We start from the raw sequence: 21,498 nt of genomic DNA on the forward strand, positions 1-21,498 counted from the left end.
TGCAAGGGCGACCAGTTCATGCTGATTTCTCCGCCGCGTTCAAGGGCGCGAACTCGCCCGGCTTCTTGAGCTTCCAGGCCATGATGGCGCGGCCCATTTCTTCCACATCGAAGATGGCGCTTTGCAGCAGCGTCATCTGTTGCAGCGAGGCGGCGACGCCGTGGTCGCGGGCGTGGTTCATGGCCAGCTTGCTGCCGGCTATCGCCAGGGGCGATTTGCCGGCGATCTGGCGGGCGATGGTCATGGCGTGCTCCAGCAGGGCGGCCTGGTCGGGCAGCACGGCGTTGACCAGGCCGGCGCTGAGGGCCCGCTCGGCGCCCAGGCGCTCGCCGGTATAAGCCATCTCGCGGGCCAGGCCGGCGGGCATCAGCTGTTGCAGGCGCTGCAGCACGCCCAGATCGGCCGTCATGCCGATCTGGATCTCTTGCACGCTGAAAAAGGCGTCGGCCGTGGCGAAGCGCATATCGCAGGCGGCCGCCAGGTCCAGGGCGCCGCCGATGCAGCCGCCTTGCACGGCACACAGCACCGGGAAGCGAGCCTCGTCCAGGGCGCTGAAGCAGTCCATCAGCTGGCGCAATGTGGTTTGGAAAGCCAGGCGGGCGCGGGCAGAGCGGGTGTCCAGCAAGGCGGACTGCGAGGCAAAGGTCTCCAGCGCCATGCCGGCGCTGAAATGCTTGCCGGTGGATGAGATCAGCAGCACGCGGGTGCGGCCCGCGGCATCCAGCTCGCGCACCGCATCGCGCAGGGCCGGGAAGAAGGCCGGGGCCATGGTGTTCATGCGTTCGGGGCGATTGAGCTGCAGATGGGCAATGCCCGTTGCGTCCTCGTCTTCGCATGCGCTGAGGGTGAAGAAATCGTTCATGGTCGGGCCTCCCTGTGAATGCCAAGTTTTTGCTGTGCGCAAGCCTAGTCTTCTAGCGCATCGCTGCTGTCCGCCGTGTGACATCGCCGGTGGATTAGACCGGGCTGCCCAGAGCTTCGATGCGCGGGCAAGCCCTGGGGTGGGCCGGGCAGGTGGCTGTCTACACTGGGGCCATGCGTACCTTGAAAAGCGATGATGGTCTGCCCCTGCATTGGCGGCAATGGAGCCAGCCGGGCCTAGCGCCCGCGCGCGGCACGGTCTTGATCGTCCATGGCCTGGGCGAACATATCGGTCGTTACGAGCATGTGGCGGCCCAGCTGAACAGCTGGGGCTGGCATGTGGTGGGCTATGACCAGCGCGGCCATGGCGCCTCGGGCGGCAAGCGCGGCGATGTGCCGACGGCCGAGCGCCTGCTGCAGGACCTGGCCCTGGTGATCGACGAGGTTCGCGCCGACCCGCTGCTGGGCCAGGGGCCGCAGGTGTTGCTGGGCCACAGCATGGGGGGCTTGGTGGCCGCGCGCTTTGTGGCCGGTGGCCTGGCCGCGCAGCGCGAGGGCGGCGAGGGCGGCGGTGCAGGCGCTTTGCCGGCCTGGTTCCGCCCGGTCCATGCCTTGGTCCTGAGCAGCCCGGCCCTGGACCCCGGCATGTCGGCTTTTCAGCGCCTGCAGCTCGCCCTGGGTGTGGCCCTGGCCCCGCATCTGGCGGTGGGCAATGGGCTCAAGACGGACTGGATCTCGCGCGACAAGGCGGTGGTGCAGGCCTATATCGCCGACCCGCTGGTGCATGACCGCATCACCCCCGCCCTGGCCAAGATGATTGTGGAGGGCGGCGAGCTGGTGCGCCGCCAGGCCCAGGACTGGATGGTGCCCACCTTGCTGCTGTGGGCCGGCAGCGACCGCTGCGTGGCCCCGAGCGGCAGCGCCGAATTCGCCGCCGCCGCGCCGGCCCAGCTGCTGCGCGCCCACTGTTTCGAGCCTCTGTTCCACGAGATCTTCAACGAGCCTGAGCAGGCGCAGGTCTTCGCCGAGCTGCGGAGCTGGCTGGCGCAGAGGTTCTAAAATCAGGGCGCGACCCGAACCCTCGGGCCATTCACTCGCCACAAGCCGGGACCCCATCATGAACGCTCGCGATCCTTCTTTGCCCCTGCCCGCCGACCAAGCCACCGCCCTGGGCGAATTCGCCTCCCGCGTGTGGGACGAGGAGATCGTGCCGGCCCTGACCCAGTACATCGCCATCCCGGCCAAGAGCCCGATGTTCGATGCCGACTGGGCCGCCCAGGGCTTTATCGACAAGGTCGTGCGCGATGCCGCCACCTGGGTCGAGAGCAAGAAGTTGCCGGGCCTGAAGCTGGAGGTCATCCGCCTGGCCGGCCGCACGCCGGTGATCTTCTTCGAGGTGCCGGGCACCAAGGTGGACAGCCAGGACACGGTGCTGCTCTACGGCCATCTGGACAAGCAGCCCGAGTTCAGCGGCTGGCGTAACGACCTCGGTCCCTGGACGCCCAAGTACGAGGATGGCAAGCTCTACGGCCGCGGTGGCGCCGACGACGGCTATGCCGTCTACGCCTCGCTGACGGCCATCATGGCCCTGGACCAGCAAGGCATCCCGCGCCCGCGCTGTGTGGGCCTGATCGAGACTTGCGAGGAAAGCGGCTCCTACGACCTGCCCGCCTATATCGACGCACTGAAAGAGCGCCTGGGCCAGGTCTCCCTGGTCGTCTGCCTGGACTCCGGTGCCGGTGATTACGAGCAGCTGTGGCTGACGACCAGCCTGCGTGGCATGGTCAGCGGCGTCTTGAAGGTGGAGGTGCTGACCGAGGGCATCCACTCCGGCGATGCCTCGGGCGTTGTGCCTTCGAGCTTCCGCATCCTGCGCCAGGTGCTGGACCGGCTGGAGGACTCCAAGACCGGCCGTCTGCTGCCCGAGAGCTTCCACTGCGACATCCCCGCCAACCGTATCGAGCAGGCCAAGGCCACGGCCGCCATCCTCAAGGACGAGGTCTACAAGCGCCTGCCCTGGGCCTGCGGTGCCGATGGCGGCCCGGTGCTGCCGATGACCGACCAGCCGGTGGAGGTGCTGCTGAACCGCACCTGGCGCCCGACCCTGTCGGTGACCGGGGTGGATGGTTTCCCCGAGATGAAGAGCGCCGGCAATGTGCTGCGCCCGCACACCGCCTTCAAGCTTTCGCTGCGCCTGCCCCCGCTGATCGACGGCAACGAGGCCGCGCTGCGCCTGAAGGCCTTGCTGGAGGACAACGCGCCGTATAACGCCAAGGTGACTTTTGTGCCGGACGGCCGCGCCGGTGCCTACGGCGCCACGGGCTGGAACACACCCGATCTGTCCCCCTGGCTCAGCACGGCGCTGAACGAGGCCAGCCTGGCGCATTTCGGCGCGCCGGTGGGCTATATCGGCCAGGGCGGCACCATCCCCCTGATGAGCATGCTGCAAAAAGGCTTCCCGGCCGCGCAGATGGTGGTCTGCGGCGTCTTGGGCCCCAAGAGCAATGCCCACGGTCCTAACGAGTTCCTGCATGTACCCTACGGCAAGCGCCTGACGGCGGCGGTGGCGCAGATCATGGCTGCGCATCCCTGACAAGGAAACGCCGGGCCGCTCAAAGATAGTCAGCGCAGCGTGAACGAGGTCTCCACCATGCTGCCCTGCAGCTCTTGCAGCAACCGCGTCAGCGGCGAGAGCTGCACATAGCGGGTCGTGACCTTGATGGCGTAGGCAAACAGGCGCGGCAGGTCCTGGAAATGGTGGGGCTTGCCGTCGCGGTGCTTGAGGCGGCAGAAGATGCCCAGGATCTTCAGATGGCGCTGCAGGCCCGTCCACTCCAGCTGCTGCCAGAACTCGCCGAAATCCGCGCTGATGGGCAGGCCCAGCTTGCGCGCCTGTTCCCAGTAGCGGATGGCCCAGTCCAGCTCCTGTTCCTCGTCCCAGGAAATGAAGGCGTCGCGCAGCAGCGAGGCGAAGTCGTAGCTGATGGGGCCCTTGACGGCGTCCTGGAAGTCCAGCACGCCGGGGTTGCCGTCTTCCGGAGGGCAGACCATCAGATTGCGCACCATGAAGTCGCGGTGCATGGGCACAAAGGGCTGGGCGGCGATGTTCTCGGCCAGCAGCTTGCAGCTGTGGGCCCACCATTTCAGCTGGGTCTCGTCCCATTGGCGGCCGTACTCGCGCTCCACACACCATTCCTTGAAGATGTGCAGTTCACGCAGCACAAAGGCCTCGTCGAACAGGGGCAGGCGCTCGGCTTCGCCCCGGGACTGCCACTTCAGCAAGGCCTGGGTGGCATCGCGCATCAGGCGATTGGCCTCGGTCTTGTCATCCTGGGTCTGGGTCTGCAGCAAGGCCTTCAGATAGGGCAGGCTGCCCAGGTCGCTGAGCAGCAAAAAGCCCTGGCCCTCATCCGCCGCAAAAATACTGGGGATGTGCAGGCCGCAGCCGCGCATATGTTCGGCGACCTCGATGAAGGGCTGGACGTTGTTGCTGGCGGGCGGTGCGTCCATCACGATATAGGAGCCGCCGCTGCCGTTGGCGATGCGCAGATAGCGTCGGGTGCTGGCGTCGGCCACCGCCTCGTGCAGGGATTCCGGCAGCAGATTGAAGGGCTGGACCAGGGGCTGGAGCCAGGCCTGGAAGTCTTGTTGGCGTTGCGGGTCGGGCCAGGCGATGGGATTCATGCAGGTGCTTTTGTCATTGATGATGGGCCGGTGCGCAGCGGGGGCGGGAGCCTCATGGATAATGGATTTTACAAACCGCAGCCTCCCAGGCCCGCGGTGCCCGCCAACACCGCTACAAGAAGACGCTAGCCGACGCCGTGCCGCGCCCACGCCCTACCCCTCTTCCCGCCTTTTTGAGCCGCCCGGCCCGCCTGCGCCTTGTGCTGGCCGGCCTTGGCTTGCTGACGCCCGCTCTCGTGTGGGCGCAGGCGGCGGCGCCCGAGGCCTTGCGCCTGCGCCCCAGCAAAAGCCTGGGCAAGGCCGAGGCGGATGGCAAGCCCGCCCTGGTGCTCAGTGCCAGCAAGCTGAGCACCCAGATCGACCAGGCCTCGCGCGCCGAGGGCGATGTGGAGCTGCGCTACGGCGAGCTGCTGCTGCGCGCGCAAAACCTCACATACGAGCAGGTCGATGATCTGGCCCGGGCCAGCGGCGATGTGGCGCTCAGCAAGGGCGGCACCTTGTTCCGCGGCCCCGAGCTCAAGCTCTACCTCGGCCGCTTCGAGGGCGAGTTCCTCAATCCCAGTTATTTCTTCTCGCTCACCGGCGGCGGGGGCAGCGCCAAGCACATGTTCTTCAGCGACGCCAAGCATTTGCGGGCGCAAGAGGGCACGTACAGCAGCTGCCCGATCGACGAGTCGGCGCCCGAGCCGGCCTGGCAGATCAAGGCCGACGAGCTGGCCATGGATTTCGAGGCCAACGAGGGCGTGGCCAAGGGCGCGGTGCTGCGCTTTTACGGCCTGCCCATCCTGGGGGCGCCGGCCCTGAGCTTCCCGCTGGGCGGGCAGCGCAAATCGGGCTGGCTGCCGCCCAATATCAATTTCGACAGCCGCAGCGGGCTGGAGTTCGGCGTGCCCTATTACTGGAATATCGCGCCGCAGCGCGATGCCACGTTGACGCCTTTCTTGATGACGCGGCGCGGCCCCGGCCTGGACAGTGAATTCCGCTATCTGGAGCCCGAGCACAGCGGCCAGATCAACTGGGCCCTGCTGCCCAATGACCGGGTCATCAAGACCGACCGCTGGGCGCTCAATCTGCAGCAGGACGGTCAGCTGCCGCTGGACTGGCGCTACCGCGTGCGGGCCGAGCGGGTCTCGGACGACGAGTACTGGAAAGACCTGCCCAAGCGCATGCAAAGCCTGACCCAGCGCCTGCTGCTCAGCGATGTACAGCTGGGCCGCGACCGCAAGACCTCCTGGGGCGAGGCCCATGCCTATGGCCGCGTGCAGCGCTGGCAGGTGCTGCAGGGCAGCGAGGCCCTGGCCAATTTCGATGCGCCTTACCAGCGCTCGCCCCAAGTGGGCCTGCGCTTGAACACGGCGGCCGACGATGCGGTGCTGGACGGTTTTGTGCCCTGGGTGCGGCGCGCCCGGCTGGAAGGCGCCGTCGAGCTGGAGTACAACCGTTTCGATCTGCCGTCGCTGACCCAGCTGAGCCCGAATCAGCGCAAGGCCATGGCCGAGGGCAGGCTTTACACCGGCCAGCGTGCCCATCTGCAAGCGCATCTGAGCACGCCGGTGGGCGGCGCGGCCTGGTGGCTGATCCCGCGTCTGGCGCTCAATGCGGCCCAGTATTCGCTGGACCAAAACATGCTCGACGGCCGCCGCTCGGTGCACCGCAGCATCCCCAGCTTCAGCCTGGATCATGGCTGGGTGCTGGAGCGTGACACCACCTTGTTCGGCCGCAATAGCTTGCAGACCCTGGAGCCGCGCCTGCTCTACGTCAACACGCCGTATCGGGACCAGAGCAGCCTGCCCAATTTCGACTCGGCCGCCAAGGACTTCAATTTCGATTCGATCTACACCGAGAACCAGTTCTCCGGCGTGGACCGGGTCAATGACGCGAATCAGCTGACCCTGGGACTGTCCAGCCGCTGGATCGATGCCGGCCAGGGCGAGGAGGTCTTGCGCCTGGGTGCGGTGCAGCGCTATCTCTTCCGCGACCAGCGCATCACCGCGGACGGCATGCCGGTCAGCCAGCGCCTGTCGGACCTGCTGCTGCTGGCCTCGGCCCATATCAATTCGCAGTGGTGGGCGGATGGCTCGGTGCAGTTCAACCCGGAGGCCGGACGTTCGGTGCGCACGGTGCTGCGCGCCCGTTACTCGCCCGGCCCTTTTCGCACCGTCAGCACCGCCTACCGGCTGGCGCGCGGGCAGAGCGAGCAGATCGAGATCGCCTGGCAATGGCCTTTGTGGGGCCAGGAAGGGAAGGCCGCCGCCCGCCGCAGCCACGGCAATAGCTGCTCGGGCGCCTGGTACAGCGCCGGCCGCATCCAGTACAGCCTCAGCGACCGCCGTCTGACCGATTCGGTGATGGGCGTCGAGTACGACGCCGGCTGCTGGATCCTGCGCGTGGGTGCCGAGCGCCAGTCGACCGGCCAGGCCGAAGCCAACACCCGTTTGATGCTGCAAATGGAGCTGGTGGGCCTGTCCCAGCTGGGCTCCAATGCGCTCAAAGTCTTGAGGGACAATATCCCTGGTTACCGACCGCTGAGCGCCAACCGCTCGGCAAGCCTTGAAGCCCCCTATGACTGACATGTCCGTTCGATCCCTGACCCTTGTTGGCTCTCTGCTCTTGGCCGGGCTGTTCGCCGGCCAAGCGGCCCATGCCCAGCGCCGTGCTGCCGACTTGCTGCCCGGCGACTACATCGCCGCCGTGGTGAATCAAGACGTGGTGGCGGCCAGCGAGGTCATCCAGCGCACCGAGAAGCTCAAGCGCGAGGCCGCGCAGCGGGGCGAACCCACCGATGCCCAGGCCCTGCACAAGCAGGCCATCGAGGCCTTGATCGAGGACCGGGTGCTGGTGACCTATGCCCGCGAGAGCGGCGCCAAGGTGGACGAGCCCGAGCTGGACCGGGTGGTGGCCAATGTGGCGGCGCAGAACAAGCTGACGATGGAGCAGCTGAAAGAGCGCCTCAAGCAGGAAGGCATCGACTACCGCAGCTTCCGCGAAAACATGCGCGACCAGCTGATGAGCGAGCGGGTGCGTGAGCGCGAGGTGCAGGGCCGCATCCGCATCACCGACGGCGATATCGACAAATATCTGGACGAGCGCCGCAGTGTGCTGGGCAAATCCGATCAAGCCAATGTGGCACAAATCCTGGTCAGCGTGCCCGATGGTGCGGACGAGACCGTGGTGGCCGAGAAGCGCGCCCGCGCCGAAGCCGCCCTGGCCCGGGTGAAGGGCGGCGAGGACTTTGCCAAGGTCGCCCGCGAAGTTTCCGAGGATGCCAACAAGGACAAGGGCGGCGAGATCGGCCTGCGTCCGGTGGACCGCCTGCCCGATTTGTTCGTCGAAGCCATCAAGGGTTTGGGCAGTGGTGAGCTGGCGCCCAAGCTGCTGCGCTCCGGCGCCGGCTTCCATGTGCTGAAGGTGGTGGAGCGCAAAACCGGTTCGCTGACCACGGTGGTGCAGACCCGTGCCCGCCACGTGCTGCTGCGTCCCTCGGCCCAGCTGACGGCCGAGGTGGCGGCCCGCCGCCTGGCCGAGTTCAAGCGTGCCATCGAAACCGGCCGCACGACGTTTGAGCAGGTGGCGCGCGAAAACTCTGAGGATGGCAGCGCGCCCGAAGGCGGCGATCTGGGCTGGATGTCGCCCGGCGCTTTCGTGCCCGAGTTCGAGCAAGCCATGGATGCCCTGCCCCTGGGCGGCATCTCGGCCCCGGTGCCCTCACGTTTTGGCATGCATTTGATCCAGGTGCAGGAGCGCCGCAATACCGAGATCGAGATGAAGCAGCTGCGCGACCAGGCCCGTGGTGCCCTGCGCGAACGCAAGTACGAGGAGGCCTACCAGGAGTGGCTCAAGGAGCTGCGTGCCCGTGCCTTCGTCGAGTTGCGCGAGTGGCAGGACTGATTCCGTGGCTCAACATATTGCACGCAAGCGCTTCGGCCAGCATTTCCTGACCGACGTCCACATCATCGAGTCCATCTGCGACGCGATTGATCCACAGGCCGGCGAGGCCTTGGTGGAAATCGGCCCCGGCCTGGGGGCCATGACCTTCCCGCTGCTGAACCGCATCCCGGCCTTCTCGGTGGTGGAGCTGGACCGGGACCTGGCCGCCAAGCTGCGCAAGCGCGAGGGCTTGGAGGTCATCGAAAGCGATGTGCTGAAGGTGGACTTTGCCGCCCTGGCCGCCGCCAAGGGCCAGAAGCTGCGCGTGGTGGGCAATCTGCCCTACAACATCTCCACGCCCATCCTTTTCCATCTGCTGGGCTTTGTGGACCAGGTGGAGGATCAGCACTTCATGCTGCAAAAAGAGGTGGTGGACCGCATGGCCGCCTCGCCCGGCTGCAAGGACTACGGCCGCCTGACGGTGATGCTGCAGTGGCGCTATGCCATCGAGTCGGTGTTCGATGTGCCGCCCGAGGCCTTTGATCCGCCGCCGCGGGTGATGTCGGCCATCGTTCGCATGCAGCCCTATGCCAAGCCGCCCGCGTTGGACGTGAAGCTGCTGGGTGAGTTGGTGGCTGCCGCCTTCTCACAACGCCGCAAGCTCTTGCGCCACAGCCTGGGTGTGTGGTTGACGGCCCAGGGTTTCAGCGGCCAGTTCGATCTGCAGCGCCGTGCCGAGGAGGTGCCGGTGGCCGAATACGTGGCGCTGGCGCAAGCGCTGTCTCAGGCATAAAAAAAGGAGCCGATAGGCTCCTTTTTTGATGGGGCTTGAACACTCAAGCGGCGCTGAGCCACATGGCGGTGTCGAAAGCGCTGCTCATCATCGGCATATTCATTCCGAAATTGGCATTGGCTGCCGCTTTGGAATTCTTTGCAGCCGGTTTGGCCGGCACGGCGGGGGTCTCTTCGGCAGCCCGCTCCCAAGAAGCATTTTCTTGTGAGCGGGCTACTGAAAAGAATAGAAGCACCTGAACTGAACTTTGCGGTCGGCCCAGTAATCGGCCGCTTCCCGGAACACGTCGAGCAACTGCTCGCGGGCTTCGCGATCAAACTTGGAGTTGTCGGGCAATTGCTCGAGGACGACAACAAAGCCGGGCTGGGCGCCGGACTTGTGAACCAGATCGGTCATGCAGTCGTGGAGCGCGTCCAGATTCTTGCCAAAATGAGCCGGGAACAGGAATGCCTGGGCAATCCCTTCCAGCACGTCCTGCTTGGACTGCGCCTCGGTCAAGTTGGCGTACAGAAAATGCTGGCCGGCATCCTGTGCGGCTTGCATCAAGTCCTCTACGCGATAGGCCCTTATGGCCTGCACGATATTGGGACGGACGGTCTGCAAAAGCATGGTCACAATCCTCCTATATAGTCACAGAACTTTTTGATCTTCGAATATGGACTGCGTCGGTTTCAGGGCTGAATCTGCCTGAAGCTGGCGTAGTGGTCATCGGAGTAATAACAAACATCAGGACTTGTCGGGGCTTTCCCGCCGCAAACCAGACGCTTTGCTCCGCGATTGCGGGCGCCGGGTGTGGGGACGGTGTACTCGTGGTAGTAGCCTCTGGTCTTGCGCGGCAAGATGCGCTCGCGGTTGCCGAAGACAACGCCGTCTTTCTCGTAGGGGAAAGGCCCCCCGGCCAGAACGAGACGGTGCGTCTTTTGGGCCTCGCGAGGCAGTGCCGACAAGGCCACCGCTTCCAGCGTGACGACTTTTTCAATGCTCTCCCTGGCCTGCACCGGCGTGCCAAGCGTCGTTGCCACCACGCAAACCGCGGCTAAAACGGACTGGCACTTCAGCTGACGCCAAGTGGGAAAAGACAAGGGCCACGACAGCGGCCCAGAGAGCAAAGACACGGGTTTACCCTGTTCCTGAAAGGTATATGGTAACGAAAGCGCTTGAAAACCTCAAGCGGCGCTCGTCCCGTCCCCCGTGTTTCGGCGACATGTAAGTGTGCGCACACAAGGCCGATTGACTCGGTGGCATCGACAATCGACGATCTATTTTATTTTTTGTGAGCCCTCACAAACTTGTGTAAAAACAATTTGTAAGCAAGGGCAATGCCCGACAAGAGCCCAGGCCATGCCGGCAAGGCCGGGCGGGCCGTGGGCAATGTGCGCTAGCCGTTTCCTCAGCGGGCGGCGTTGGCGTCGGCGACGGTCAGGGCCGTCATATTGACGATGCGGCGCACGGTGGCCGAGGGGGTCAGCACATGCACAGGCTTGGCCGCGCCCAGCAGCACCGGGCCGATGGCGATGCCACCGCCGGCCGCCGTCTTCAGCAGGTTGTAGGAGATGTTGGCGGCATCAATATTGGGCAAGACCAGCAGATTGGCTTCGCCGTTGAGCGTGCAGCGCGGCATGGTGACGGCGCGGCTGACCGGGTCCAGGGCGGTATCGCCATGCATCTCGCCGTCCACTTCCAGCCAGGGAGCTTGCTCGCGCAGCAGGGCCAGGGTCTGGCGCATCTTCAGTGCGCTGGGCTGGTCGCTGGTGCCGAAATTGGAGTGCGAGAGCAGGGCGGCCTTGGGTTGGATGCCAAAGCGCATCATCTCCTCGGCCGCCATCACGGTGATTTCGGCCAGCTGCTCGGCGCTGGGGTCGTAGTTGACATGGGTGTCGACCAGGAAGATCTGGCGGCCCGGCAGCATCAGGCCGTTCATGCAGGCGTAGACCGGCACGTCCTGCGGCGTGCTGGGGCTGCCGCCCAGGTGCTTGCCGATGACCTGGTCGATGTAGTGCAGATGGTTGGCCGTTGTGCCCCAGGTACCGCAGAGCATGCCATCGACCTCGCCCTTGTGCAGCAGCATGGCGCCGATCAGGGTCAGGCGGCGGCGCATTTCGATCTTGGCCACCTGCACCGTCACGCCCTTGCGCTCGGTCATCTGGTGGTAGGTCTGCCAGAAGTCGCGGTAGCGGTGATCGTTCTCGACATTGACCACATCGTAGTCACGGCCCTCCTGCAGGCGCAGGCCGAAGCGCTCGCAGCGCTGGGCGATGACCGCGGGCCGGCCCACCAACGTGGGTCGGGCCAGGTTTTCGTCCACCACGATCTGGACGGCGCGCAGCACCCGCTCCTCCTCGCCCTCGGCATAGGCCACGCGCTTGTTCGCCGCCCGCTTGGCCACGTTGAAGATGGGCTTCATCGTGGTGCCGGAGGCGTAGACAAAGCTCTGCAGCTTCTCGCGGTAGGCGTCCATATCGGCGATGGGGCGCGAGGCCACGCCCGAGGCCTGCGCCGCCAGGGCCACGGCCGGCGCGATCTTCATCATCAGGCGCGGGTCGAAGGGCTTGGGGATCAGGTATTCGGGGCCGAAGCTGAGGTTGGCACCGGCATAGGCCGCCGCCACCACTTCGCTTTGCTCGGCCTGGGCCAGCTCGGCAATCGCGCGCACGGCGGCGATTTCCATCTCGTCATTGATGGTGGTGGCGCCGCAGTCCAGCGCGCCGCGGAAGATGTAGGGGAAGCACAGGACGTTGTTGACCTGGTTGGGGTAGTCGGTGCGGCCGGTAGCCATGATGGCGTCCTCGCGCACGGCCTTGACTTCCTCGGGCAGGATCTCGGGGGTCGGGTTGGCCAGGGCGAAGATCATGGGCTTGGCCGCCATCTTGGCCACCATCTCGGCCTTCAGCACGCCGCCGGCCGACAGGCCCAGGAACACGTCCGCGCCCTCGATGGCTTCGCTTAAGCGACGCTGGTCGGTCTTTTGCGCGAAGCCGGCCTTGTCGGGGTCCATCAGCTCGACCCGGCCTTCGTAGACCAGGCCGGCCAGATCGGTGACCCAGATGTTTTCCTTGGGCAGGCCCAGCTTGACCAGCAGGCCCAGGCAGGCCAGGGCGGCGGCGCCGGCGCCCGAGGTGACCAGCTTGACCTGCTTGATGTCCTTGCCCAGCACCTTGAGGCCGTTCAGGAAGGCGGCACCGACAACGATGGCCGTGCCATGCTGGTCGTCGTGGAAGACGGGGATCTGCATGCGCTCGCGCAGCTTGCGCTCGACGTAGAAGCAGTCCGGCGCCTTGATGTCTTCGAGGTTGATGCCGCCGAAGGTGGGCTCCAGCGCGGCGATCACATCGACCAGCTTGTCCAGGTCGTTCTCGGCGATTTCCAGGTCGAAGACGTCGATGCCGGCGAACTTCTTGAACAGCACGCCCTTGCCCTCCATCACCGGCTTGGAGGCCAGCGGGCCGATATTGCCGAGGCCCAGCACGGCCGTGCCATTGGTGACGACTGCGACCAGATTGCCGCGCGAGGTGTAGCGGAAGGCATTGGCCGGGTCGGCCACGATCTCCTCGCAGGCGAAGGCCACGCCCGGCGAATAGGCCAGGGCCAGGTCACGCTGATTGACCAACTGCTTGGTCGCCGCGATGGCGATCTTGCCCGGGGTCGGGAACTCGTGGTACTCCAAGGCGGCTTGACGCAGCTGGGCTTTCTTTTCTTCGGACTTGGACATAAGGGTTTCCGGTTTCTCTCGGCAAGGCAGAGCGGGGGGCGATTGTAGGAGGCAGGGCTGCACAAGTGTGCGGCCAGCCATGCGGTGGCGGTGTACGCGGTATTGCGCATGGGCGCTGTGTCCAGGCAAAGGATACTGCGAGCCGACCCCGCTCCCGCGCCGGGCGTGCAATGCTGTGCGAATCGCCGTGCGGACGATGCCTTACCAGCGCTGCCATGCCCCCACGCCATCCATCGATGCTGCTGCCACCCACTTTGCCTGCCAATTTGCTGCGCCCCTGGAGTTGGCGGCGGGCGCTGCTGTGGGCTGCGCTGACGGTGCTCTTGCTGGTGGCCCAGACCCTGCTGGTGGCACTGACCCTGCGCTACGAGGCCGCGCGTGAGCAGGAGAAGGTGGACCAGGTGGCGGCCGAGGTGGCCGGCCGGCTCAAGCAGATTGCCGACCGCGATCTGCAGGGCTTGCAAGGCCTGCTCTGGAATGACCCCAGCGCCGAGCCGGGCCCGCGCTGGGCGCAGGACTCGGCCGAGTTGCTGCGCCGGACCCGCCCGATCCTGCGGCTGGAGTACCGCAATGCGCAGCGCCTGATCACCCGCTCCACCGACTCACCCTATGTCTCGCCGCTGTATCTGCAAGCCTCGCGGGAGGAGATGGAGATCGAAACCCAGCTGGCCTGTGCCGCCGCCCTGCGCCAGGGCGGCCACCAGTTCTCGCGCAGCTACTTCATCGTGCTGGCCGGGGGCGAGGGCCTGGAGGTGTTCGATCTTTGCCTGCCCCAGCTGCGCAATGGCCAGGGTCCCAGCTTTGTGGTCGCCACGCTGAGCCTGCGCTATCTGCTGGAAGAAGCGGTGTCCGAGGAGCTGGCGCGCGGCGCCGAGTTCAGCTTTGTGGAGGGCGATGGCACCCGGCTGGCGCGCGCCGGCCTGACGCGGGGCGCGGGCTATTACCTGGCCGAGCGCCTGGTGGACGTCAGCGGCCTGACCCTGCAGCTCAAGGTGGACAGCGCCGCCGGCCGCCCGCAGCTGATCCCCAACCTCACCACGGCCCTGGTGCTGGGCCTGTCGCTGGCGCTGTTCGTGCTCGTCTTCCTGCTGGCGCGCGACGGCCGCCGCCGCGCCTTTGCCGAACATGCCCTGGCCGAGGCCCTGGCCTTTCGCCACGCGATGGAGAACTCCCTGGTCACCGGCCTGCGCGCCCGCGATATGGCCGGCAATATCACCTATGTGAATCCGGCCTTCTGCGCCATGGTGGGCTTCCGTGCCGAAGACTTGTTAGGCCAGGGCACGCCGCCCAATCTGCCCAACTACTGGCCGCCCGAGTTCGTCGAGGAATACCGCAAGCGCCATCAGGACCGCAAGGCGCGCTGGAGCGCCGGCGAGGATCCGCGCCAGGGCTTCGAGACCGTCTTCATGCGCCGCAATGGCGAGCGCTTCCCGGTGCTGATCTTCGAGGCCCCGCTGCTGGACGCCCAGGGCCATCAGACCGGCTGGATGAGCGCCGTGCTGGACGTCAGCGACCAGCGCCGGGTGGAAGAGCTCTCGCGCCAGCAGCAGGACCGCCTGCAGGCCACGGCCCGCCTGGCCACCGTGGGCGAGATGGCCTCGCTCTTGAGCCATGAGCTGAACCAGCCCCTGGCGGCCATCGCCAGCTACTCCGCCGCCTCGCTCAATCTGCTGACGCTGGAGGCGCAGGATGCGCAGACGCCCGAGCTGGTGCGCCAGGCCGTGGGCCGCATCGCCGAGCAGGCGGAGCGCGCCGGCCGCGTCATCAAGAGCGTGCACGACTTTGTGCGCCGCCGCGACCAGTCGCGCGAGTCCATCGCCGTGGATCAGCTCTTCGAGGCCGTGCTGCCCCTGGTGCGCCTGCAGGCGCGCAAGAGCGGGGCCCGCATCGAGGTCGATCTGCCGCGGCCCGCGCCGCGCGTGCGCTGCGACCGCACCATGGTCGAGCAGGTGCTGCTGAACCTGACCCGCAACGGCATCCAGTCCATGGACGGCGAGGGCCCCGAGGCCACGCCCCTGGCCCAGCGGGTGCTGGTGCTGTGGGCACGGCAGACCGAGCCGGGCTGGGTCAGCATCGCCGTGCGCGACAACGGCCCCGGCATCTCGCCCGAGGTGGCGCGCCAGCTTTACACCCCCTTCTTCACCACCCGCGCCGAGGGCATGGGCCTGGGCCTGAGCCTGTGCCGCACGGTGATCGAGCAACATGGCGGGGCCCTGGATTTTGTCAACCGCGCCGATCAATGCCCGAGCGAGCCCGGCGAGTCTTGTGATCGAGGCACCGAATTCCGGTTTACGCTTGCAACGCCGCCCGGTTCGGGCAGCCCGCCCAAGCCGGCGGGCGCCGAGCCGGCCCGGTCCTCGACCGAAAGTGAGTCCCATGAACATGAGCATCAGCCCCAGCAGCGTCCGTAAACTGCCCATGGTCTATCTCGTCGATGACGAGGACGTGATCCGCGACTCGCTCTCCTGGCTGCTGCGCTCGCGCCGGCTTTTGTCCGAGGGCTTTGCCAGCGCCGAGGCCTTCGAGGCCATGCTGGAAGCCCGCCCCGACCACGCCAAAGACTGGCCCGACGCGCCTTCCTGCCTGCTGCTCGATGTGCGCATGCCCGGCATGAGCGGCCTGGCCTTGTTCGAGCGCCTGAGCACCCGCGGCCTGGGCGCTGCCCTGCCGGTAATCTTTCTGACCGGCCATGGCGATGTGCCCACCGCCGTCGCGGCCGTCAAGCGTGGCGCCTTCGACTTTGTTGAGAAGCCTTTCTCCGACAACACCCTGGTCGACCGCATCGAAGAGGCCCTGGCCCTCAGCGAGAAGGCCATTGCGGCCCGCCAGCACAACGGCCGCCTGGCCCTGCGCCTGGCCGAGCTGACCGAGCGCGAACGCGAGGTGATGGGCCTGGTCGTGCAGGCCCTGCCCAACAAGCTGATCGCCGACCATCTGCACATCAGCGTGCGGACCGTGGAGGTGCACCGCGCGCGGGTGTTCGAGAAGATGAATGTCAAGTCGGCGGTGGAGCTGAGCAATCTGCTCCGGGAAAATTAGCCCGCCAGGAACAAGGCCTCGGCGCAGGCCTTGACCTTGGGCGGCACGCTGCCCGCCAGCGCGACGGCCGGGCGCCGTGAGGGCTGCAGCAATTGCTCGAACACGGCCTGCACCTGGGCGGCACTGACGGCTTGCAAGCGTGCCATCTGCTCCTGCGGGTCGCGCAGCCGGCCGAAGTTGAACAAGTCCTGCGCCGCGCCCTCCATGCGGCGGGCCGGCTGTTCCAGCGCGCGCAGGGCGCGCATCTGCAACTGCTTGCGGGCGCGCGCCAGCGCCACCGGGTCCAGCGGGCCCTGGGCCTGGCGCTGCAGCAAGGCGTGCACGGTTTGCAAGAACTCCTCGGCCTGGCCCGGCGCGGTGGCGCCTTCGATCAGGAACTGGCCGTAGAGCGGCAGGATGTCGGCCGAGCAAGCCACGTGATAGGCCAGGCCGCGGCGCTCGCGGACCTCGTCCAGCAGGGGCGAGCTCATGCCCTCGCCCAGCAGGGCGGCGGCCAGCACATGGGGCAGGTGCTCGGCCTCGGTCAGGCTGGGCGCTTCAAAGCCCAGCAAGACCTGGCACTGGCCGCTGCCGGCCATGCGCCGGGTCTTCAAGCCGCCCAGCCAGCTGGGCGCCGTCAAGGCATTGGGGCTGCCGGTGGGCAGGGCGCCAAATACCTGTTCCACCAAACGGGAAAATTCATCAGCATCGACCGGCCCCGCCACCGTCACCACCATATTGCTGGCCGTGTACTGGCGGCGGGCGTAGTCCAGCAAATCTTCGCGCTCAAAGCGCTGGATATTGGCGCGCGTGCCGATGATGGGGCGGCCGGCCGCATGGCTGGGCCCGTAGCAGGCGCGGTCCAGCAGCTGGAAGGCGGCGCTGGTCGGGTCGTCCTCGAACTCGCTGAACTCCTGCAGGATCACGCCGCGCTCGCGCTCCAGCTCCTCGGCCGGGAAGCTGCTGTTCAGCACGATATCGGCCAGCAGCTCCACAAAGGCCGGCAGGTCGCCGGGCAGGCCCTCGATGTGGAAGGCGGTGTGGTCCTTGTCCGTGTGGGCATTCAGTTCGGCGCCCAGGCCTTCCGCATCCAGATTGATGCGCTGGCAGCTGCGGCCGGCCGTGCCCTTGAAAGCCATGTGCTCGACCACATGGCTGATGCCGTTCAGGCGCGCGCTCTCGTGCAGACTGCCGGTGCGTATGAAGACGCTGAGGCTCAGCGTTGCGCGCCAGGGCATGGGGATGGCGACGATGCGCAGGCCGTTGGCCAGGGTGCTGAGGCGGGGGGAGCTGGCGGCGCTGAGAGTATTCAAGAGATGCGGGGCTAGGGGGCTGACAGGTCCGCCATTGTGCGCTGCGCCGGCCAGGTGGCGGTTTACTCCTCGTCCTTCGCCTTGTAGGCCGAGGTCAGCGCGGCCTGGGTGTTGGGCGGCACGGCCTCGTAATGCGAGAGCGCCAGCGTGTAGCGGCCCTGGCCGCTGGTCATGGCGTTGAGCCGGGTCTGGTAGCTGTCCAGCTCGGCCAGCGGCGCCAGGCCCTGCACCGTGATGACGCCGGGCACGGCCGAGCGCGTGCCGTTGATCTGGCCGCGGCGGGCCGCGAGGTCGCCGGTGATGTCGCCCATCGCGGCCTCGGGCGTGCTGATCTCGACATGGACGATGGGCTCCAGCACCAGCGGCCTGGCCTCGCGCACCGCCGCGATCAAGGCCTTGCGGGCGGCGGTGATGAAGGCAATCTCCTTGCTGTCCACCGAATGGTGCTTGCCCTCGAACACCGTCACCCGCAGATCGACCAGGGGGTAGCCGGCGACGACGCCGCTGTCCAGCGCAGCGCGCACACCCTTCTCCACCGCCGGCATGAACTGGCCCGGTATCGTGCCGCCCTTGACGGCGTCCACGAACTCGAAGCCGGCCCCGCGCGCCAGCGGCTCCACGCGCAGCCAGACCTCGCCGAATTGGCCGGCCCCGCCGCTCTGCTTTTTGTGCCGGTAATGGCCTTCGGCCGGGCTGGCGACGGTCTCGCGGTAGGCGATACGCGGCGGCTGGGTCAGCACCTCGAATTTATAGCTCTCGCGCAGCCGCTCCAGCAGCATGCGCAGATGCAGCTCGCCCAGGCCGTAGACCAGGGTCTCATGGGTGGCGCTGGCGCGCTCGACCTTCAGGCAGGGGTCTTCGTCGATCAGGCGGTGGAGGATCTCCCACAGCCGCTGCTCGTCGCCATGGCGGGCCGGGCTGATCGCCAGGCCGTGCACAGGCATGGGGAAGTCCAGCGGCGCCAGATGGATGTGCTCGTCCTCGGGCGCGTCGTGCAGCACGGCATCAAAGTGCAGATCCTCGACCTTGGCGATGGCGCAGATATCACCCGGCAAGGCCTGTTCGATCTCGATATGTTCCTTGCCCTGCAGCAGAAAGAGATGGCCGACGCGAAAGGGCTTGCGCGCATGGCCGACAAAGAGCTGGCTGTTCTTCGTCAGCGTGCCCTGGTGGACCCGCAGCACGCCCATCTTGCCCAGATAGGGGTCGGCATTGATCTTGAACACATGGGCCAGCACATGGGCGCTGGGGTCGGGCAGGGCTTGCAGGGGCTGCGCGTCGGGGCCCTCGCCGCGCAGGAAGAGCGGCGGATTGCCCTCGCTGGGATTGGGCAGCAGGCGCTCGATCACATCGAGCAGCTCGGCCACGCCCGCGCCCGTGCGCGCCGAGGTGAAGCAGACCGGGATCAGATGGCCTTCGCGCAGCGCCTGTTCCAGCGGCGCGTGCAGCTCGCTGGCATCGACATCGCCCTCGTTCAGATAACGGTCTACAAAAGCGGCATCGACCTCGACGACCTGCTCCACCAGGGCGCGGTGGGCTTCGGCCACCGAGGAGAAATCGCTGGCCCCGCTGCTGCTGTAAAAACAGTCCTGCACCCGCGTGCCGCCATCGGCTGGCAGATTCAGCGGCAGGCATTCGCGGCCGAAGTTCTCGCGCAGCTGCGCCAGCAGGGCCGGCAGCTGCAGGCCGGGCGCGTCGATGCGGTTGACCACGATCAGGCGGCACAGCCGGCGCTGTGCGGCGGTCTCCATCATGCGCGAGGCCATCAGCTCGATGCCATTCAGCGCATTGATCACGACGACGGCCGTGTCGGCCGCCTCCAGCGCCGGCAGCGACTGGCCGATGAAGTCGGGCGCGCCGGGCGTGTCGATGGCATGGATGCGCAGGCCAGCGTGGTGCAGATGCACGACAGCGGCATGCAGCGAATGCTGGGCGCGCTTTTCCAGCGGGTCGAAGTCGCTGACCGTGTTGCCGCGCTCCACCGTGCCCGCCGCAGCGATGGCGCCGGCCTGCTGCAGCAAGGCCTCGATCAAGCTAGTCTTGCCCGCGCCGGCCGGCCCCACCAGGGCCAGGGTTCGGATCTGGGCGATCTGGGCGCTGAGGCCCGGGCTGCCCGGACTGGCAGCCTCCTGGGCTTTGCTATGGCTGGCAGGCATGGGTGCACTCCTCGGGTCATTGCGGATGGATGACGGTTGAAGCGGTGCCGGGTCTTGATACCCGGCTTGGGCACAGCCTAGGGCATGCGCGCCCGCGGCACAAGAGGCCCGTTCGCTGGCTGCAGCGTGTGGCGAATGAACTAAAGTCCATCGCTTCGCAACGCCCTTGCGCCGCCATGCAAGCAGAAATCGCCGCCCAACTGGCGGCCGCCATCGAAACGCCCCGGCTCTGGCTTGAGCCGATTGGCGAGCCGCATGCCGAGGCCTTCTTCCAGCCGTTGCAGCAGGACGAGGCCTTGTACCGCTGGATCTCTTGCCCCAAGCCCACCAGCCTGGATGCGCTGCGCCGCCACTGGCGTGAACTCTCGCAGCGCCAACACCGTTCGCCGGACGGCTGTCTGGCCTGGCCGGTCTGGGCGCTGCGCCGCAAGTCGGATGGCCGCTACATCGGTCGGGTCGATGCCGAAATCACTCCGGCCTTGGAAGCCAGCAATCTGGGCTACTACGTCTTCAGCCCCTTCTGCGGCCTGGGCTATGCCAGCGAAGCCGCCGGCGCGGCCACCGAGCGGCTGATCGCCCGCGGCGTCCAGCGCCTCGTTGCCACCGTCACCGTGGGCAACACGGCCTCGGGCCGGGTGTTGCAGAAAGCGGGCTTCAAGTTCGCGCGCATCTTGCCGGGCAACGATGTGATCCGGGGGGTGGAGATGGATGATGAGGAGTGGCTGAGGGTCGCGTAGCACGGCTGCGCAGTCGAATGGACGTACCATGCGGAAGCCGCGTTACGAGGCCATGCGCCTCACAACTCATCGACTCAAGTCATCGCCTGGAAATTCTCGAAATCATGGAATGGATCCCCGTCTTCCTCCTCTGCTTCAAAGTGCTTGTGTTCGGCACGGGCATGTTCTTCGCCATCAAATGGCATTACGACAAAGAGAAGAAGAACAAGGCCAAGAAAAAATAAGGTAAGCGGGGGAGGCCAGCGTCATTCGGCCGCCGCCACCTCGCTCTCGGTGTGCCGCTCAGGCTCCGTGCATTGCAGAATTTCGTTCAGAACGGACGTCGCGTAATTCCCGGCGGGTAATGTGAAGCTGAGCAGCAGCTGATCGGCTTGCGGCCATTCCCATGTCATGTCCAGCGGCCTGGCCACCAGGGCGCGGCGCTGCTGATCCAGACCGGCGTGTTCCATGCCCTCGCACAAGCCGGCGTTGCGTTCGGCCACGCCTGTTTCCAGCGCCAGCGCTGCGTCGGTCGTGCTCACACGGCCGCGCCCCCAGAGTGGCCCGGTGGGCAGGCCCGCCTCATCCATCACATCACCGGCCAGGGTCTTGCCCCAGAGCCCCTGCTGAATGCGCAGCGCCAGCACTTCATTGAAGACGTAGGAGCGCACCGCCGACAGATAGATGCCCTTTTTCTTCGGGTTGCGCACGCGGATCTCGCGCGCCAGCATGGCCCGGCCCTGTTCGACATTGCCGCCCTCATGGCCGAAACGCTGTGCGCCGAAGTAATTGGGCACGCCCTGGGCTGCAACCGCCTTCAGATTGGCCTCAATCGCATCGCGGTCGCCGATCACATCGCGCAGCACGATGCGGAAGCGGTTGCCCTGCAGATCACCGGGGCGCAGCTTTTTCACATGGCGGCTCTGGCTCAGCACCTTGAATTCCGGGTGCTGAAGCTGGGTCAGGTCGGGCGTCTCGCCTTTCGGCAAATAGATGCTGAACCACTGGCGGGTGATGGCATAACGGTCCTTCAGGCCGGCATAGCCCACGTCCCATTCCTGCACGCCGGCGGCCGCGGCCAATTGCTGGGCGACGAAGGCGGTGTTGGCGCCGTTCTTTTCAACGTCCAGCCAGATGTGTTCGCCAGCAGCAGAGGGCAGTTGCAGCGGCACCTCGGTCACGATGAAGTCCTCGTTGAGAAGCTTCAAGGTGGCGCTGGCGCCGCTGGTCGGATAAGCCTTGGGCCATTGCGGCAGGGTCGTGTATTGCGTTTGAGCGTTGGTCATGAGGGGGCTGAGGGCGGCAGATGTGGGTGGGGGCAGTCCAAGATGTGATTGTCCCCTGACCCATTGCCGTAGCGCTAACAGGCCCTAGACGGGCG

The 21,498-nt window shown here is 66.6% G+C and carries 17 protein-coding genes; 9 read left to right on the forward strand and 8 right to left on the reverse strand.

Annotated features, from left to right (window positions below):
- Nucleotides 1–16: 16 nt before the first annotated feature.
- A complete protein-coding gene (locus tag HNP55_RS06670) occupies nucleotides 17–862 on the reverse strand; it encodes an enoyl-CoA hydratase-related protein (protein WP_184297466.1) in 846 nt (281 codons plus the stop codon).
- A gap of 173 nt (nucleotides 863–1,035) precedes the next feature.
- On the opposite strand from HNP55_RS06670, the gene HNP55_RS06675 reads away from it, so the two are divergent.
- Both HNP55_RS06675 and HNP55_RS06680 read left to right on the forward strand, forming a co-directional pair.
- Nucleotides 1,036–1,920 carry an alpha/beta hydrolase gene (locus tag HNP55_RS06675; RefSeq protein ID WP_184297468.1) on the forward strand — a complete coding sequence of 295 codons (885 nt, stop codon included), beginning with the start codon at nucleotides 1,036–1,038 and terminating at the stop codon, nucleotides 1,918–1,920.
- A 58-nt stretch (nucleotides 1,921–1,978) separates the two neighbouring features.
- A complete protein-coding gene (locus HNP55_RS06680) occupies nucleotides 1,979–3,454 on the forward strand; it encodes a M20 family metallopeptidase (RefSeq protein ID WP_184297470.1) in 1,476 nt (491 codons plus the stop codon).
- Between the two features lie 29 nt (nucleotides 3,455–3,483).
- On the opposite strand, the gene HNP55_RS06685 is transcribed toward HNP55_RS06680, so the two are convergent.
- A complete protein-coding gene (locus tag HNP55_RS06685; protein WP_184297472.1) occupies nucleotides 3,484–4,545 on the reverse strand; it encodes an aminoglycoside phosphotransferase family protein in 1,062 nt (353 codons plus the stop codon).
- Between the two features lie 173 nt (nucleotides 4,546–4,718).
- Between HNP55_RS06685 and HNP55_RS06690 the strand changes: the two genes are divergently transcribed.
- From HNP55_RS06690 to HNP55_RS06705, 4 genes are read left to right on the forward strand one after another with little or no spacing between them, the layout of a single operon-like run.
- Nucleotides 4,719–7,115, forward strand: a complete 2,397-nt coding sequence (locus tag HNP55_RS06690; RefSeq protein ID WP_184297474.1) for an LPS-assembly protein LptD — start codon at nucleotides 4,719–4,721, stop codon at nucleotides 7,113–7,115.
- A gap of 1 nt (nucleotide 7,116) precedes the next feature.
- Nucleotides 7,117–8,433, forward strand: a complete 1,317-nt coding sequence (locus HNP55_RS06695; RefSeq protein ID WP_246448230.1) for a peptidylprolyl isomerase — start codon at nucleotides 7,117–7,119, stop codon at nucleotides 8,431–8,433.
- A gap of 4 nt (nucleotides 8,434–8,437) precedes the next feature.
- On the forward strand, nucleotides 8,438–9,205 hold the full coding sequence (gene rsmA / locus HNP55_RS06700; RefSeq protein WP_184297478.1) for a 16S rRNA (adenine(1518)-N(6)/adenine(1519)-N(6))-dimethyltransferase RsmA: 768 nt from the start codon (nucleotides 8,438–8,440) through the stop codon (nucleotides 9,203–9,205).
- 35 nt (nucleotides 9,206–9,240) lie between these two features.
- Nucleotides 9,241–9,444 carry a hypothetical protein gene (locus HNP55_RS06705; protein WP_184297480.1) on the forward strand — a complete coding sequence of 68 codons (204 nt, stop codon included), beginning with the start codon at nucleotides 9,241–9,243 and terminating at the stop codon, nucleotides 9,442–9,444.
- On the opposite strand, the gene HNP55_RS06710 is transcribed toward HNP55_RS06705, so the two are convergent.
- From HNP55_RS06710 to HNP55_RS06720, 3 genes are all read right to left on the reverse strand, one after another.
- Nucleotides 9,419–9,814: a barstar family protein gene (locus HNP55_RS06710; protein WP_124453979.1), complete on the reverse strand. Its 396-nt coding sequence runs from the start codon at nucleotides 9,812–9,814 to the stop codon at nucleotides 9,419–9,421. The genes HNP55_RS06705 and HNP55_RS06710 overlap by 26 nt on opposite strands.
- Nucleotides 9,815–9,876: 62 nt before the next feature.
- Nucleotides 9,877–10,314, reverse strand: coding sequence for a ribonuclease (locus HNP55_RS06715; protein ID WP_246448274.1), 438 nt, complete (start codon nucleotides 10,312–10,314; stop codon nucleotides 9,877–9,879).
- Nucleotides 10,315–10,595: 281 nt separating this feature from the next.
- Nucleotides 10,596–12,914: an NADP-dependent malic enzyme gene (locus HNP55_RS06720; protein WP_184297482.1), complete on the reverse strand. Its 2,319-nt coding sequence runs from the start codon at nucleotides 12,912–12,914 to the stop codon at nucleotides 10,596–10,598.
- 236 nt (nucleotides 12,915–13,150) lie between these two features.
- Here HNP55_RS06720 and HNP55_RS06725 point away from each other — a divergent pair, with 236 nt between their 5' ends.
- Together HNP55_RS06725 and HNP55_RS06730 are read left to right on the forward strand one after the other, a co-directional pair.
- Nucleotides 13,151–15,325, forward strand: a complete 2,175-nt coding sequence (locus HNP55_RS06725; RefSeq protein ID WP_184297869.1) for a sensor histidine kinase — start codon at nucleotides 13,151–13,153, stop codon at nucleotides 15,323–15,325.
- Complete coding sequence (locus HNP55_RS06730; protein WP_246448231.1) at nucleotides 15,291–15,953, forward strand: response regulator transcription factor; 663 nt, start codon at nucleotides 15,291–15,293, stop codon at nucleotides 15,951–15,953. The genes HNP55_RS06725 and HNP55_RS06730 overlap by 35 nt, the downstream gene beginning before the upstream one ends.
- On the opposite strand, the gene HNP55_RS06735 is transcribed toward HNP55_RS06730, so the two are convergent.
- Nucleotides 15,950–17,245 (reverse strand): M16 family metallopeptidase, encoded by a 1,296-nt coding sequence (locus tag HNP55_RS06735; protein WP_246448232.1) that lies wholly within the window; start codon nucleotides 17,243–17,245, stop codon nucleotides 15,950–15,952. The two genes, HNP55_RS06730 and HNP55_RS06735, sit on opposite strands and share 4 nt — an antisense overlap.
- Before the next feature lie 62 nt (nucleotides 17,246–17,307).
- On the reverse strand, nucleotides 17,308–19,401 hold the full coding sequence (gene fusA / locus HNP55_RS06740; RefSeq protein ID WP_184297484.1) for an elongation factor G: 2,094 nt from the start codon (nucleotides 19,399–19,401) through the stop codon (nucleotides 17,308–17,310).
- A gap of 176 nt (nucleotides 19,402–19,577) precedes the next feature.
- Between fusA and HNP55_RS06745 the strand changes: the two genes are divergently transcribed.
- Entirely contained in the window at nucleotides 19,578–20,138 is a 561-nt protein-coding gene (locus HNP55_RS06745) for a GNAT family N-acetyltransferase (RefSeq protein ID WP_184297485.1), read from the forward strand.
- Between the two features lie 245 nt (nucleotides 20,139–20,383).
- On the opposite strand, the gene truD is transcribed toward HNP55_RS06745, so the two are convergent.
- A complete protein-coding gene (gene truD, locus HNP55_RS06750) occupies nucleotides 20,384–21,403 on the reverse strand; it encodes a tRNA pseudouridine(13) synthase TruD (protein WP_184297487.1) in 1,020 nt (339 codons plus the stop codon).
- Between the last annotated feature and the right edge of the window lie 95 nt (nucleotides 21,404–21,498).

This window comes from Roseateles oligotrophus, assembly GCF_014204525.1.
Taxonomy (GTDB): Bacteria; Pseudomonadota; Gammaproteobacteria; order Burkholderiales; family Burkholderiaceae_C; genus Paucibacter_A; species Paucibacter_A oligotrophus_A.